This is a genomic window from Streptomyces sp. NPDC088810, assembly GCF_044750305.1.
Taxonomy (GTDB): Bacteria; Actinomycetota; Actinomycetes; order Streptomycetales; family Streptomycetaceae; genus Streptomyces.
In genome coordinates, this window is sequence record NZ_JBIVJQ010000003.1 from 34,567 (window position 1) to 49,085 (window position 14,519).

The 14,519-nt window shown below is 72.7% G+C and carries 16 protein-coding genes; 12 read left to right on the forward strand and 4 right to left on the reverse strand.

Annotated features, from left to right (window positions below; all coding sequences use genetic code 11):
* Positions 1 to 166: 166 nt before the first annotated feature.
* The 3 genes from ACIP4Y_RS10965 (at position 167) to ACIP4Y_RS10975 (ending at position 3,001) form a co-directional block, all read left to right on the forward strand.
* Complete coding sequence (locus ACIP4Y_RS10965) at positions 167 to 802, forward strand: Clp protease N-terminal domain-containing protein (RefSeq protein WP_401390773.1); 636 nt, start codon at positions 167 to 169, stop codon at positions 800 to 802.
* Between the two features lie 46 nt (positions 803 to 848).
* A complete protein-coding gene (locus ACIP4Y_RS10970) occupies positions 849 to 1,853 on the forward strand; it encodes an EamA family transporter (RefSeq protein ID WP_401390776.1) in 1,005 nt (334 codons plus the stop codon).
* A 191-nt stretch (positions 1,854 to 2,044) separates the two neighbouring features.
* On the forward strand, positions 2,045 to 3,001 hold the full coding sequence (locus ACIP4Y_RS10975) for a DMT family transporter (RefSeq protein WP_401390779.1): 957 nt from the start codon (positions 2,045 to 2,047) through the stop codon (positions 2,999 to 3,001).
* A 10-nt stretch (positions 3,002 to 3,011) separates the two neighbouring features.
* On the opposite strand, the gene ACIP4Y_RS10980 is transcribed toward ACIP4Y_RS10975, so the two are convergent.
* A complete protein-coding gene (locus ACIP4Y_RS10980; RefSeq protein WP_401390782.1) occupies positions 3,012 to 3,692 on the reverse strand; it encodes a pyridoxamine 5'-phosphate oxidase family protein in 681 nt (226 codons plus the stop codon).
* 49 nt (positions 3,693 to 3,741) lie between these two features.
* On the opposite strand from ACIP4Y_RS10980, the gene ACIP4Y_RS10985 reads away from it, so the two are divergent.
* Positions 3,742 to 5,073, forward strand: a complete 1,332-nt coding sequence (locus tag ACIP4Y_RS10985; RefSeq protein WP_401390785.1) for an aminotransferase class I/II-fold pyridoxal phosphate-dependent enzyme — start codon at positions 3,742 to 3,744, stop codon at positions 5,071 to 5,073.
* A gap of 57 nt (positions 5,074 to 5,130) precedes the next feature.
* On the opposite strand, the gene ACIP4Y_RS10990 is transcribed toward ACIP4Y_RS10985, so the two are convergent.
* On the reverse strand, positions 5,131 to 6,066 hold the full coding sequence (locus ACIP4Y_RS10990) for a DMT family transporter (RefSeq protein WP_401390788.1): 936 nt from the start codon (positions 6,064 to 6,066) through the stop codon (positions 5,131 to 5,133).
* A 74-nt stretch (positions 6,067 to 6,140) separates the two neighbouring features.
* Between ACIP4Y_RS10990 and ACIP4Y_RS10995 the strand changes: the two genes are divergently transcribed.
* Positions 6,141 to 7,043 (forward strand): LysR family transcriptional regulator, encoded by a 903-nt coding sequence (locus ACIP4Y_RS10995; protein ID WP_401390791.1) that lies wholly within the window; start codon positions 6,141 to 6,143, stop codon positions 7,041 to 7,043.
* A 15-nt stretch (positions 7,044 to 7,058) separates the two neighbouring features.
* On the opposite strand, the gene ACIP4Y_RS11000 is transcribed toward ACIP4Y_RS10995, so the two are convergent.
* Positions 7,059 to 7,529, reverse strand: coding sequence for a pyridoxamine 5'-phosphate oxidase family protein (locus ACIP4Y_RS11000; protein WP_358647412.1), 471 nt, complete (start codon positions 7,527 to 7,529; stop codon positions 7,059 to 7,061).
* Between the two features lie 98 nt (positions 7,530 to 7,627).
* Here ACIP4Y_RS11000 and ACIP4Y_RS11005 point away from each other — a divergent pair, with 98 nt between their 5' ends.
* Positions 7,628 to 8,272 (forward strand): cysteine hydrolase, encoded by a 645-nt coding sequence (locus ACIP4Y_RS11005; protein ID WP_401390795.1) that lies wholly within the window; start codon positions 7,628 to 7,630, stop codon positions 8,270 to 8,272.
* 6 nt (positions 8,273 to 8,278) lie between these two features.
* On the opposite strand, the gene ACIP4Y_RS11010 is transcribed toward ACIP4Y_RS11005, so the two are convergent.
* The gene (locus ACIP4Y_RS11010; RefSeq protein WP_358647408.1) at positions 8,279 to 8,749 is read right to left on the reverse strand and encodes a Rieske (2Fe-2S) protein; all 471 of its coding nucleotides are present in this window, start codon (positions 8,747 to 8,749) and stop codon (positions 8,279 to 8,281) included.
* A gap of 164 nt (positions 8,750 to 8,913) precedes the next feature.
* On the opposite strand from ACIP4Y_RS11010, the gene ACIP4Y_RS11015 reads away from it, so the two are divergent.
* The 6 genes from ACIP4Y_RS11015 (at position 8,914) to ung (ending at position 14,439) form a co-directional block, all read left to right on the forward strand.
* A complete protein-coding gene (locus tag ACIP4Y_RS11015; RefSeq protein WP_401390798.1) occupies positions 8,914 to 9,690 on the forward strand; it encodes a HipA family kinase in 777 nt (258 codons plus the stop codon).
* 34 nt (positions 9,691 to 9,724) lie between these two features.
* Positions 9,725 to 10,174: a DUF3037 domain-containing protein gene (locus ACIP4Y_RS11020; protein ID WP_401390801.1), complete on the forward strand. Its 450-nt coding sequence runs from the start codon at positions 9,725 to 9,727 to the stop codon at positions 10,172 to 10,174.
* Positions 10,175 to 10,331: 157 nt separating this feature from the next.
* Positions 10,332 to 11,093 (forward strand): 3-oxoacyl-ACP reductase FabG, encoded by a 762-nt coding sequence (fabG, locus tag ACIP4Y_RS11025; protein ID WP_358647402.1) that lies wholly within the window; start codon positions 10,332 to 10,334, stop codon positions 11,091 to 11,093.
* 22 nt (positions 11,094 to 11,115) lie between these two features.
* Positions 11,116 to 11,877 carry an SDR family oxidoreductase gene (locus ACIP4Y_RS11030; protein ID WP_401390808.1) on the forward strand — a complete coding sequence of 254 codons (762 nt, stop codon included), beginning with the start codon at positions 11,116 to 11,118 and terminating at the stop codon, positions 11,875 to 11,877.
* A gap of 193 nt (positions 11,878 to 12,070) precedes the next feature.
* Complete coding sequence (locus tag ACIP4Y_RS11035) at positions 12,071 to 13,648, forward strand: ABC transporter substrate-binding protein (RefSeq protein WP_401390811.1); 1,578 nt, start codon at positions 12,071 to 12,073, stop codon at positions 13,646 to 13,648.
* 107 nt (positions 13,649 to 13,755) lie between these two features.
* Positions 13,756 to 14,439, forward strand: coding sequence for a uracil-DNA glycosylase (gene ung, locus ACIP4Y_RS11040; RefSeq protein WP_401390814.1), 684 nt, complete (start codon positions 13,756 to 13,758; stop codon positions 14,437 to 14,439).
* Positions 14,440 to 14,519 lie beyond the last annotated feature (80 nt).

Here is a 14,519-nt window from a genome sequence, read left to right on the forward strand (position 1 = left end):
TGATGAACCGTCAGGAACGGTCGCTGCGTGCGCACCCTTGCGCGGGTTCGGCCGGATCTCCTCCGTAAGGATGAGATCCGGGCCGGCGATGTCCACTCCCTGTGGGACGCGAAGATGGTTCCCCTCGTGGATGCCCCGTCCCGTCGAGGCTGATGAGGTAGGGGATGTGCAACCCCGTGCAGCCCACCGGACCGCCGATGACGGAGCGGTTCCGCATGCGGACGGCGCTGCCGGACTCGGTGCCGAGCTGGCAGCGGTGGTCGCCGCTGCCCGCCGCAGGGCCGTCCGGGACCGGGACCGGCAGACCGACACCGCCCATCTGCTCCACGCCCTGCTGGAACACGACCCCGAGGCCCGCGCCGCCGTCGGCGGCCCGCGGCTCGCCCGGCTCCTCGGCTATCTCGTCCAGCGCAGCATCGGCTACGGACTGCGCTGGCAGGCCGGTGTGGAGGACTCCGGCGCGATCACCCGCGTACCCCCGCCCGCCCGGCCGGCCGACCCCGGCGCACGGTCCGCTCCGGCCGCCGGGCAGGACGGCCCGGCGCGGGGCGCCGAGGGCTGGTCACCCGCCGCGTCCGCAGCGCTCGCGGCCGCCCGGGCGCGGGCCCGGCGGCGGGGCGCACCGCACGTCAGCGGCACCGACCTGCTCGCGGCGCTCGCCGCGGACCCGGCGTCCCGGGCCGTCGAGGTCCTGGAGCACGCCGGCATCCCCGCCCACGAGCTGTCCGCGCGGATCGAGGCCGGCACCGCCGGGCAGGCCGACGAGCCCGGCCCGCCGACCGCCGTGCCGTCCATCAACTGAGACAGGTGTCATAGGGAGTGACGCTCCTGTCGACGCCTGTCATCATGTGCCGGTGCATACGTCTGTGAGCAGTCACCACAGCCCCGGCAAGGGAGCCGGGCTCGGCCTCGCACTCGCTTCGGCGCTGGCCTTCGGCGGGTCCGGAGTGGCCGCCAAGCCGCTGATCGAGGCGGGGCTCGACCCGCTGCACGTGGTGTGGCTGCGGGTCGCGGGCGCCGCCCTGGTGATGCTGCCCGTCGCGGTACGGCACCGGGCCCTGCCGCGCCGCCGGCCCGCCCTGCTCGCCGGGTTCGGACTGCTCGCCGTCGCCGGTGTCCAGGCCTGCTACTTCGCCGCGCTCTCCCGGATACCGGTCGGCGTGGCCCTGCTCATCGAGTACCTGGCGCCCGCCCTGGTGCTGGGCTGGGTGCGGTTCGTGCAGCGGCGGCCCGTCACGCGCGCCGCCGCCCTCGGTGTGATCCTCGCGGCCGGCGGCCTCGCCTGCGTGGTCGAGGTCTGGTCCGGGCTGGGCTTCGACGCGCTCGGCCTGGTGCTCGCCCTCGGCGCCGCCTGCTGCCAGGTCGGCTACTTCGTCCTGTCCGACCAGGGCAGCGACGCGGGTGACGCGGCACCGGACCCGCTCGGCGTCATCGCCTACGGCCTGCTCGTCGGCGCCGCCGTGCTGACCGCCCTGGCCCGCCCCTGGAGCATGGACTGGTCGGTGCTGGCGGGCTCCGCACGGCTGAACGGCACCGCCGTACCGGCCGTCGCCCTGCTCGCCTGGATCGTGCTGGTCGCCACGGTGATCGCGTACGGGACCGGCGTGCTGTCGGTGCGCCGGCTGTCGCCGCAGGTCGCCGGCGTGGTCGCCTGCCTGGAGGCGGTCATCGCGACCGTGCTGGCCTGGGTGCTGCTCGGCGAGCACCTGTCCGCGCCGCAGGTCGTCGGTGGCGTGGTCGTCCTGGTCGGTGCGTTCATCGCCCAGTCCGCCACCCCGGCCAAGGGTTCCCCGGAACCGGTCGCCTCCGGCGGTCCGGAAAGGGAGTTGCCCGCCCGGCGCACCGCGGCCTAGAGTCCGGATCATGTCGCAGCACGCACTCGTCCTTCCGCCCCCGGCCGCCTGAGGCGGGCCTCCGGGTCATCGCCCGGCGCACACGCGCCGGGCTGGACGGTGCTGCCCGCAGATGAAGTCCGCGCGCCCCGCCGAAGCGGGACGCTTTCGAACTTCCGCACCTTCGCGTGCGCTTCTGCGGAGAGATTCCCTTGCCGACTTCGTCGCATCCCGCTGCCGGCCTGCCCGTCGGGCGCGGCCTGCTCTGCCTGATCGTCACCGGTGCCGCCTGGGGCACCGCGGGCGCCGCCGCCTCCCTGGTCTACCGGACCAGCGACATGGGCGCCTTCACCCTGTCCTTCTGGCGCTGCGCGCTGGGCCTCGCCTTCCTGCTGGCCGGCCGTCTTCGGCGCCGGCGCGCCCGCCGTACGGCCCCGGCCAGGCCGGTCCGCCGCAGCGTCATGCGGGCCCTGGCCACCGGACTCGCGCTCGCCGTCTTCCAGACCGCGTACTTCGCGGCCGTGGCGTCGACCGGGCTGGCCGTGGCCACCGTCGTGACCCTCGGCGCGGGCCCCGTCCTCATCGCGCTCGGCGCCCGGCCGCTGCTCGGCGAGCGGCTCGGCGCGGGCGGTGTCACCGCGGTCGCCGGTGCGCTCGCCGGACTGGCCGTGCTCACCTTCGGCGGCTCGGCCGCGACCGTCCGTCCGGCGGGCCTGCTGCCGGCCCTGGCCTCGGCGGCGGCCTACGGCGTCATGACCCTGCTCACCCGCTGGTGGGGGAGGGGCGGCGGCGCCGACGCCGCCGGCACCACGGTGGGCGCCTTCGCCGTGACCAGCCTGTGCCTGCTGCCGTGCGCGGTGCACGAGGGGCTGCTCCCGCACACCGCCCACCCGGTCCGGCTGCTGTGGCTGCTGCTCTACATCGCCGCCGTGCCCACGGCCCTCGCGTACACCCTCTACTTCGCGGGAGCCGCCGTGGTCCGGTCCGCCACCGTCTCCGTGATCATGCTGCTGGAGCCGGTGACCGCGGCCGTGCTCGCCGTCGTCCTGCTCGGCGAACGGCTCACCGCGACCACCGTGGCCGGCACCCTGCTGATGCTCGGGGCCGTCGCGGGCCTCGCCGTGAGCGAGGCCCGCGGGGCCGGCCGGCCGGAGCCGGTTCCGGTGTGACCCGGGGCCGTCACCGCGCCGTCAGGTACTCCGGCAGTTCGATGCCGGGCGCCAGGTCGGCGTTGCGGACCGGTGCGTCGTAGCCCTTGCGGAGCGGGACGACCCCGGCCCAGTGCGGCAGGGAGAGGTCCTCCGGCTCGTCGTTGGCGCCGCCGGTGCGGACCTTGGCGGAGACCTCCTCCAGGTCCAGGCGGATGACCGCGGTGGCGGCCAGCTCCTTCTTGTTCGCGGGCCGGGAGTCGGCGGCCCGGCCCGGGACGACGTGGTCGACCAGCGCGTCCAGGGCGATGCGCCGCTCCTCGGGGTCGGTGACCTCGTGCGCGGTGCCGTGCACCACCACCGAGCGGTAGTTGATCGAGTGGTGGAAGGCGGAGCGGGCCAGCACCAGTCCGTCGACGTGGGTGACCGTCACGCACACCGGCAGGCCCGGGTCGGCGGCGCCGGCCATCCGCAGCGGCCGGGAGCCGGTGGAGCCGTGGACGTAGAGCCGCTCGCCGACCCGGCCGTACAGCGTCGGCAGCACCACCGGGGCGCCGTCGCGGACGAAGCCGAGGTGGCAGACGTACCCCTCGTCCAATATCGCGTGCACCAGCTCCTTGTCGTACGACGCCCGGTCCGCGGAGCGCGTGGGCACGGTCCGGTCGGTCGGTGAGTAGGCGGCGGCCCGGGTGTCCTCGGTCGTGCGCTGCACGGCGGTCCCTCCATTGCGGCGAGTTTTGTACTAGTGCATAATGTGCTTTGTGCTAGGAGAGTATCGGATCGAAGGGCGGGGCGCAGCCGAGATCGCTGCCGGCGTCGAGCGGGCGGTCGGCGCCGGGGAGCTGCAACCGGGCCAGCCCCTGCCTGCCATGCGCGAGTTGGCGGCCCGGCTGGGCGTGAACCCGAACACGGTGGCCGCCGCCTATCGCATCCTGCGCGACCGCGGGGTGATCGAGACGGCCGGCCGCCGGGGCAGCCGTGTCCGCCCCAAGCCCGCCACCACCGGCCGCGAAGAGCTGCGCGTGGAGGTGCCGCCCGGGGGCCGTGACCTCTCCACGGGCAACCCCGACCCGACCCTGCTGCCCCGCCTGGCACCGGCCCTCGCCGCGGCGGCCGAGCAGGGCGACCGCCGGCCCGTCCGCTACGGCGACGACCCGGTGGACGCGGACCTCGCCCGCATCGCCCGCGCCGAACTCGACGCCGACGGGGTTCCCGCGGGCCCGCTGACCGTGACCTCCGGCTCCCTCGACGCCATCGAACGTGTCCTCACCGCGCACCTCAGACCCGGTGACACGGTCGCCGTCGAGGACCCGGGCTGGGGCAGCCTCCTCGACCTCGTCCCCGCGCTGGGCCTGCACACGACCCCGGTCGGCGTGGACGACGACGGACCGCGCGCCGACGACCTGCGCCGCGCCCTGGAGGCCGGAGCCCGCGCCCTGATCGTCACCGACCGGGCGCAGAACCCCACCGGCGCCTCGGTGACCGCCACGCGCGCGCGTGCCCTGCGCGCGGTGCTGCGCGACCACCCGGAGACCCTGCTCATCGAGGACGACCACGGCCACGGCATCGTCGAGCTGCCCCTGCACCCCCTCGCGGGCGTCACCCGGCACTGGGCCTTCGTCCGCTCCGCCGCCAAGGCCTACGGCCCCGACCTGCGCCTCGCCGTCCTCACGGGGGACCCCGTCACCGTCGACCGGGTCCGGGGCCGGCTGCGCCTGGGCCCCGGCTGGGTGAGCCTCCTCCTGCAGCGGGCCGTGGCCCGCCTGTGGGCGCACGGCGCGGTGGACCGGGCGGCGGTGGCGCGGTCGTACCGTGACCGCAGGGCCGGGCTGGTCGACGCGCTGGCGGAGCGGGGGGTCGTCGCCCACGGCCGCAGCGGCATGAACGTCTGGGTGCCGGTGCCCGACGAGACGGGCGCCATCGCCCGCCTGCTCCAGCGCGGCTGGGCGGTGGCCCCGGGAGCCCGTTTCCGCCTGGCCTCCCCGCAGGCGGTCCGCATCACGGTCTCACCGCTCACCGAGGAGGACATCACGCCGCTGGCCGACGCGGTGGCGGCGGCCGTACGCCCGTCCCCGGCCCGCGTCTACGGCTGACGGCGGCCGATGGAGAGTGGCGGGGGCGCGAGAAACCACCCCTCGCGCCCCACCCCCTCAGGCGCCCTTGCCCCGCACCTGCGTGAGCGCGGCCCCCGCCAGCACGATCACCGCGCCCACCGGCGTCGTCCACCGGAGCGACTCCCCGAGGATCGCCACCCCCGCAGCCGTGGCGATGACGGGAATGAAGTACGTGACCATCTGGGCGGTGGTGGGTCCGACCTCGGCGACCAGCCCGTACTGGATCAGGACCGCCAGCCCCGTCCCCAGCACGCCCAGCCCGGCGACAGCCAGCAGCGGAACGAGGGCGAAGTGCTCGGGCACGCTGGTGAACAGCGGTGTGACGAGGGCGAGCTGCACCGTGGCGAGCAGCAACTGACCGCCGGTCATCGACAGGTGGGAGTTCCCCGTGCCGGCCAGCGTCCGCCGCACGTAGATCCACCCCACCGGATAGCTCAGCGAGGCCAGCAGCGCCATCACCGTGCCCGTCGCGTCCAGCCCGTGGAAGCCCTGCCAGGCCCCCAGCACGGTGAGGACGCCGAGGAATCCGAGCCCGAGCCCGGCCACGCGCACCCGGGACGGCCGGTCCTCGGACAGGGCGACCAGGGACAGGGCCATGCCCCACAGGGGAGAGGTCGCGTTGCAGATGCCGGCCAGGGTGGACGGGATCGTCAGCTCGGAGTAGGCGAACAAGGAGAACGGCAGGGCGTTCAGCAGGAACGCGGCGACCGCCATGTGCCCCCACAGCCGGGCCCCGCGCGGCAGCCGCTCGCGCTTGACCGCCATCGCCGTCACCAGGACCGCCGTACCGAACACCAGCCGTCCGAGGGTGACCTGGAAGGGCGCGTACCCCTCGGTTCCCACCTTGATCAGCAGGAAGCTGAAACCCCAGATCAGGGAGAGGGCGCCGAAACGGAGCCGCCAGTCGAGGCGGGCGCGCGGGCGGGCGGGGGTGGCGGACCGGGAGCGGGATGACGTGGTGACCGTGCTCATGCCCTCCACTGTGCTGGAGACGATCTCGTAGCACAATCGAGATTTCTCGCCTGATACCTCTTAGAATCGCTTACATGTTGAATCTGGAGCGCCTGCGCACCCTCGACGCACTGGCCCGGCACGGCTCGGTCAGCGCCGCCGCCGAGGCGCTGCACGTCACCACATCCGCGGTCTCGCAGCAGCTGGGCAAGCTGGAGCGGGAGATCGGCCAGCAGCTCCTGGCCAAGAACGGCCGGGGCGTACGGCTCACGGACGCCGGCCGGCTGCTGTCGGAGCACGCGGCGCGCATCCTGTCGCAGGTCGAGCTGGCCGAGTCCGACCTGGAGGCGCACCGCGGCCAGGTCGTCGGCGAACTCCGGCTCTCGGCGTTCCCGACCGCCGCGCGCGGCCTCTTCCCGGCAGCGCTCGGCGCGCTGCGCACCGAGCACCCGGGGCTGCGTGTGCGCTCCAGCGAGCTGGAGCCGGAGAACGGCATCGCCGGGGTCGTGCGCGGCGATCTCGACCTCGCGGTGGTCCTGGACTGGTACAACAAGCCGATGCCCGTGCCCGACGGCCTCGTCAAGGCGCCCCTGCTCGACGACCCGGCCGATGTCGCGATGCCCGTCGGGCACCGGCTCGCGGACCGGGACGAGGTGGAGCTCACCGAGTTCGCCGAGGACGAGTGGATCACCTGGGGCGAGGGCGAGTTCTGCCACGAGTGGCTGATGTTCACCCTGCGGTCCAAGGGCGTCGAGCCGATCGTCGGCCACCGCGCGGGCGAGACCCACACCCAGCTCGGCCTGGTGGCCGCCGGGTTGGGTGTGTGCATCGCGCCGCTGCTGGGCCGGCACCCGGTACCCGAGGGCGTGGTCCTGGTGCCGCTCAGGCAGCGCGTGCGCCGCCATGTGTACGTGGTCTGGCGGGCGGACGCGGACCGCCGGCCCTCGATCCGCGCGGCGGTGGAGGCGCTGCGCACGGCTGCCCAGAAGCTGGGCTGAGGTCCGCGGTGCGCCTCACGCCCCGCCCAGCTTCCGGAAGTCCCACGACACGATCTTGTCCGGGGTCAGCCGGGCCCAGGCGTGCCGGCCGTCGTGCGGCATCTCCTCCAGGCCGAAGTTCTTGCGGGCGAACAGCGTCTCGGCCGTGTCGAGTTCGGCGCACAGCTCGCCCCGGCGCGGCACCTCGCCCACGAACTCCACCCGGCCGGACAGCTCGACCCCGCGCAGCTGGTCGTACTCCTCGCCGGAGTCGACCACGACGGCCACCCGCGGGTCGCGGCTGAGCTGGGCCCAGCGCCGGCTGCGCACCACCGAGTACAGCCACAGCGAGGTGCCGTCCCAGGCGAACCACAGCGCGCTGACGTGCGGTGTGCCGTCGCCGGACACGGTCGCCACCCGGCAGGTGCGCTGGGTGGTCAGGAACTCGTCCAGCTCGCCGGGCGTCATCATGATCTTCCGGCCCCGGCGCTGCTGAGTGACGGACATGCGGCCCCCTCTTCTCCCACGTCGTGTCAGAAAACTATCGTGATCCTCTGACATCACGTCAGAAAAGAGAAGCCGTCGTCTACAAGGGGGCACATGCCATGCCGTCGTACGAGCGACTCGGCGCACTCCTCGACCCCGCGAGCACCGTCCTGCTCACCGTGGAGTGCCAGCAGGGGGTCGTCGGACCGGACAGCGCCCTGCCCGAACTCGCCCGCGAGGCACGCTGCTCCGGTGCCCTGCGCAATGTGGCCCGGCTGGTCGCCGCCGCGCACGAGAGCGGGGTGCAGGTGATCCACGCGGTCGCCGAGCGCCGGCCCGACGGCCGGGGCGCGAACCGCAACGCGCGTTTGTTCCGGGCCGCCGAACGGCTTCCCGTGCACCAGCTGACCGGCAGCACGGCGGTCCGGGTCGCGCCCCCGATCGAGGTCGCCGAGGAGGACTTCGTCGTACGGCGGCTGCACGGGCTGTCCCCGATCCACGGCACCGACGTCGACGCCCTGCTGCGCAACCTCGGCTGCCGCACGCTGATCGTCACCGGCGTCTCGGCGAACGTCGCCGTCCCCAATGCCGTGTTCGACGCCGTCAACCTCGGCTACACCGCCGTCGTCCCGGCCGACGCCATCGCAGGGGTGCCCGCCGAGTACACCCCCGCGATGATCCGCAACACCCTCGCGCTGGTGGCCACGATCGCGACCACCGACGAGGTGCTCGGCTGCCTCGCCCGGGCGCGGGAGCGGCGCTGAGCCCGCTCAGGCCAGCTTGATCTCGTCACCGGAAACGGTGATCTTCGCCGCGGGCAGCGCCTGCGTGGCGGGCCCCTTCTTCACGCTGCCGTCCGCCGCCGAGAATTCGCTGTTGTGACAGGGGCACAGGATCACGCCGTTCGCCACGCTGCCCACCGAACAGCCCCGGTGCGTGCACTTGGCCGAGAACGCCTTGTAGGTGCCCGCCGTCGGCTGGGTGACCACGACACCCTGGTCCTTGAAGATCTTGCCGCCGCCCTCGGGGATGTCCGCCGTCCTGGCGAGCGCGGTGCCGCCGGCCGCGGAACCGCCGCCCTGCGTCGACCCGGTGGTGCCGTTGGATCCCGACCCGGTGTCCGAGGAGTCGTCGCCCGAACCGCAGGCGGTCAGCGCGGCGGCGAGCCCCGCCGCTCCGGCCGCCGCCACGACGGTACGGCGGCCCGGTCCGGTTGCGGGGTGGAGCGATGCGCTGGTCATGTGGGGATTCCCTTCCGCGGAGCTTCTCCTGGTCCGTCATGGGGTACGGCCCGGGGAGCGCGGCCGTTCAGACGGGCACCCGGATCCTTGCCGTCCGGCGGTGAGCGGGCCGTAAGCCGCGGCTGTCGGCCGGACGCCCGGCCGCACCCCAGTAACCTGGGGCGATGCTCAAGGAAGTCACCGCGACCCGCTACATCACGCCGCTGCGTGAGGGGGGCTCGCTGCCGGGGCTCGTCGAGGCCGACGACTTCGGGACGTACGTCATGAAGTTCACCGGCGCCGGACAGGGCCGCAAGACCCTCGTCGCCGAGGTGGTGTGCGGCGAACTCGCCCGCCGCCTCGGATTCCGCGTGCCCCGGCTGGTCACTGTCCAGCTGGATCCCGTCCTCGGGCTCGGCGAGCCCGAGCAGCAGGTGCAGGACCTGCTCCGGGCCAGCGGCGGCACCAACCTCGGCATGGACTTCCTGTCCGGAGCCCTCGGCTACGACCCGCTCGCCTTCCCGGTGGGCGCGGCGGAGGCCGGCCGGATCGTCTGGTTCGACGCGCTGATCAACAACGTCGACCGCTCCTGGCGCAACCCCAACCTGCTGGTGCACCAGGGCGAGCTGTGGCTCATCGACCACGGCGCCACCATGATCTGGCACCACAACTGGCCCGCCGCCGAGGCCTCCGCCGCGCGTCCCTACGACGCCTCCGAGCACGCCCTCGCCCGCTTCGCCCCGGACGTCTCCGGCGCCGCGGCCGAGCTGGCACCCCGGGTCACCGAGGACCTGCTCGCCGAGGTCACCGCCGAGATCCCCGAGGCCTGGCTCGCCGACGAGCCCGGCTTCGACACCCCGGACGAGCTGCGCCGGGCCTACGCGCGGCCGCTGCTCGCCCGGGCGGCCGTCATCGCCGAGCGGATCACCGGCCTCGGCACCGGAACCGAGGAGGGCAAGTGAGCGAGCGGTTCGGCGAGCGGTTGCAGGAGGGCACGTGAGCGAGCGCCACATCCACATGGCCGGTCATGTGACCGAGCGGCACATCACCCGGGCCGGCCAGGGCGGCGACCGGGACGTGTTCGAGTACGCGCTGCTGCGGGTCGTACCCCGGGTGGAGCGCGGGGAGTGCATCAACGCGGGCGTGGTCGTCTACTGCCGCGCCCGGGGCTACGTCGGCGCCCTCACCCACCTGGACGAGGCCCGGCTGCTCGCGCTGGACCCGGCCGCCGACGTGGCCGGGGTGCGCGCCGCGCTCGGTGCGATCGAGCGGCACTGCGCGGGCGGGGAGCAGGCCGGGCAGGCGGCCGGCGACGACGCGGGGCGCCGCTACCGCTGGCTGATCGCGCCCCGCTCCACCGTGGTCCAGCCCGGTCCCGTGCACACCGGTCTCACCGCCGACCCGGCCGCCGAGACGCAGCGGTTGCTGGACCTCCTGGTGAGGTAATGGATCACACCGGCCGGATGTGCCGTTGACACCGGGTGCCAGGGCTTCTAGCGTCACGGGTGCTGAAGGTACTAAGCGGTCGCTCACCGCACCAGGGGCCCTTCAAGGCCCCACAGGTTCTCTCAAGAGGTTCTCTCAAGGGCGAGGAGAAGCAGCAATGTCCACCACTGAACAGCGGGTCGCGGTCGTCACCGGCGCGGCGCGCGGAATCGGCGCCGCCACCGCCGTACGACTGGCCGCCGAAGGCCGCGCGGTCGCCGTGATCGACCTGGACGAGGCCGCCTGCAAGGACACCGTCGAGAAGATCACCGCGGCCGGCGGCAAGGCCATCGCCGTCGGCGCGGACGTCTCCGACGAGGCGCAGGTCGAGGCCGCCGTCGCCCGGATCACCGAGGAGCTGGGCGCACCGACGATCCTGGTCAACAACGCGGGCGTGCTGCGCGACAACCTGCTGTTCAAGATGAGCGTCTCCGACTGGGACACCGTCCTGAACGTGCACCTGCGCGGCTCCTTCCTGATGACCAAGGCCGTCCAGAAGCACATGGTGGACGCGGGCTTCGGCCGGATCGTCAACCTCTCCTCCTCCTCGGCGCTCGGCAACCGCGGCCAGGCCAACTACTCCGCCGCGAAGGCCGGCCTCCAGGGCTTCACCAAGACCCTCGCCATCGAGCTGGGCAAGTTCGGCATCACCGCCAACGCGGTCGCCCCCGGCTTCATCGCGACCGAGATGACCAAGGCCACCGCCGACCGCGTCGGCATGGGCTTCGACGACTTCAAGAAGGCCGCCGCCACCCAGATCCCGGTGCAGCGCGTCGGCGAGCCCGAGGACATCGCCAACGCCATCGCCTTCTTCACCGGCGAGGCGGCCGGCTTCGTCTCCGGCCAGGTGCTGTACGTCGCCGGCGGACCGCTCAACTAAGGGACTCAGAGGTAACACGGACATGACTGAACTCCCGGAGCTGTCCGGCAGGGTCGCGATCGTCACCGGCGCCAGCCGCGGTATCGGCTACGGCGTCGCCGAGGCGCTGGTCGCCCGTGGCGACCGCGTGTGCATCACGGGCCGGGGCGAGGACGCCCTGAAGGAGGCCGTCGAGCAGCTCGGCACCGAGCGCGTCATCGGCGTGGCCGGCAAGGCGCACGACCTGGACCACCAGACCGAGGTCGTCGAGCGCACCATGGAGGCCTTCGGCCGGGTCGACTTCCTGGTCAACAACGCGGGCACCAACCCGGTGTTCGGCCCCATCGCGGACCTCGACCTGAACGTCGCCCGCAAGGTCTTCGAGACCAACGTGATCTCCGCGCTCGGCTTCGCCCAGAAGACCTGGCACGCCTGGCAGAAGGACAACGGCGGCGCGATCGTCAACATCGCCTCGGTCGCCGGCCTCGCGCCCTCGCCGTTCATCGGCGCGTACGGCGTCAGCAAGGCCGCGATGATCAACCTGACCCAGCAGCTGGCGCACGAGTTCGCGCCGAAGGTGCGGGTCAACGCCATCGCCCCGGCCGTGGTCAAGACGAAGTTCGCACAGGCCCTGTACGAGGGCCGGGAGGAGGAGGCGGCCGCCGCCTACCCGCTCGGCCGGCTCGGTGTGCCCGCCGACATCGGCGGGGCAGCCGCGTTCCTCACCTCCGTGCAGTCCGACTGGATCACCGGTCAGACCCTCGTCGTGGACGGCGGCATCTTCCTCAACGCCGGCGTCGGCTGAGGCGGAGATCTCTTCCGGGCGCCGATTTTCGGACGGATCGGCGCCCGGGAGGCCGTTCGGAATCCGCACAGCGGAATGACAACGTCGTCATGGTTCAGACGATCAAGAACGCCGGTCCCGGGGGAGGTTCAGGGCTCCGGACGCTGCGGTATGGTCTGCCGACCCTTGGTATGGCAGATCGAGGAGCGTGCGCGTGTTCAACCGGAACCGATTCCTGCGGAGAGTCGCGGCGATCGCGTCCATATCGCTGGTGGCCGGATGCAGTCTGCTGTCCGACGGCGACCCCGACAGCCAGGGCCCGATCGTCGTGGGTACCACCAGCGCCCCCAGCACACTGGACCCGGCCGGTGCCTGGGACGGCTCCTGGGAGCTGTACCGGAACATCTTCCAGACGCTCCTCGCCTACCCGAGCGGTGCCACCACCCCCCAGCCCGACGCCGCCGAGAGCTGCTCCTTCACCGACTCCACGAGCCGCACCTACCGCTGCAAGCTGCGCTCCGGCCTGAAGTTCGCCGACGGCGACCCGCTGACCGCCGAGGCCGTCCGGCACTCGATCGACCGCATCCGCACCATCAACGCCCCCGGCGGCCCCGCCGGACTGCTCGGCAGCCTGGACCGCGTCGAGACCTCAGGCGACCGCGAGATCGTCTTCCACCTCAACCAGTCCGACGCCACCTTCCCGTTCGTGCTGGCCACCCCCGCCATGTCGATCGTCGACCCGGACGACTACCCCGCCAACTCCCTGCGCAAGGACACCTCCGTGTACGGCTCCGGACCGTACAAACTGCAGTCCTACGAGGAGGACTCCGAGGCCGTCCTGGTCCGCAACGGCAACTACGAGGGCTTCGCCAAGCCGCAGAACGACGCGGTGACCATCCGGTACTTCAAGGACTCCGCCGGGATGGTCACGGCACTCAAGGACAAGCGGATCGACGTCACCTACCGGGGTCTCGCCGCCGACGACATCCTCGCCCTGCAGGAGCACGACAGCGAGGACCTGCAACTGGTCGACGGCGCCGGCACCGACATCAGCTACCTGGTGTTCAACCCCAAGGACCCCTGGGCCAAGCAGCCCGCCGTGCGCAAGGCCGTCGCGCAGATCGTCGACCGGGGCGCGATCGCACACAAGGTCTACAAGGACACCGTCGACCCGCTGTACTCCATGGTCCCCAAGGGCCTGACCGGCCACGCCACCGGCTTCTTCGACGACTACGGCGACCCCAGCGTCCCCAAGGCCCGCAAGATCCTCACCGACGCCGGCATCACCCGGCCCGTCCCGCTCACCCTCTGGTACACCACCGACCGCTACGGCTCCGAGACGGCCCTGATGTTCCGGGAGCTCAAGCGGCAGCTGGACGCCTCCGGCCTGTTCACCATCACCCTCGAGAGCCGCCCCTGGAAGACCTATGTGGTCGGCTACCAGAAGGGCGAGTACCCGGTGTTCGGGCGCGGCTGGTTCCCGGACTTCCCGGACGCGGACAACTTCATCGCCCCGTTCGTCGGCGAGCACAACGCCCTCGGCACGCCCTACCCCGCCAAGGAGATCACCGGCAAGCTGCTGCCCCACGCGCGCGCGGAGAGCGACCGCGCCCGGACCGTCAAGGACGTGGAGGCGGCCCAGCAGATCATGGTCGACGACGCCCGGCTGATCCCGCTGTGGCAGGGCCGGCAGTTCGTGGCGGCCAGCGTCGACATCTCCGGCGGCGAGCAGGCCCTCGACCCGTCGACGATCATGATGATGTGGACACTGCACCGCAAGACCAGCTGGTGAGACCGGCGAACGGCCCTCGCGGCTCCGGTTGTCAGTGGTCGCCTGTAGGTTCTGGAACCTGGAAGTGACCGCACGCCGTAGTTGATCGACATCGTGAGGACGTTGACGTGACCGACATCGCCATGCTGCCCGAGTCCTGGCGCGGGGTTCTGGGCGACGAACTGCAGCAGCCCTACTTCAAGGAGCTGACGGAGTTCGTCGAGGAGGAGCGGGCGAAGGGTCCCGTCTACCCGCCGCGCGAGGAGGTCTTCGCCGCGCTGGACGCGACGCCGTACGAGCAGGTGAAGGTCCTCATCCTCGGCCAGGACCCGTACCACGGCGAGGGCCAGGGCCACGGCCTGTGCTTCTCCGTCCGCCCGGGTGTGAAGACCCCGCCCTCGCTGCGCAACATCTACAAGGAGATGCAGGAGGAGCTGGGCCTGCCCGTCCCGGACAACGGCTACCTGATGCCGTGGGCCCGGCAGGGCGTGCTGCTGCTCAACGCGGTCCTCACCGTCCGCGCCGGCGAGGCCAACTCGCACAAGGGCAAGGGCTGGGAGAAGTTCACGGACGCGGTGATCCGCGCGGTGGCCTCCCGCCCCGACCCGGCGGTCTTCGTCCTGTGGGGCAACTACGCGCAGAAGAAGCTCCCGCTGATCGACGAGACCCGGCACGTGGTGGTCAAGGGCGCGCACCCCTCGCCGCTGTCCGCGAAGAAGTTCTTCGGTTCGCGTCCGTTCACGCAGATCAACGAGGCGATCGCGGCGCAGGGGCACGAGCCGGTCGACTGGCGGATCCCGAACCTGGGCTGACTGCCGCCCGGGGGCCGGGGAGCGCTCCGAAGAGGCGCGAGGCTGTATCGACATGCGGCTCCGCGCGTGGCGCGACCAGC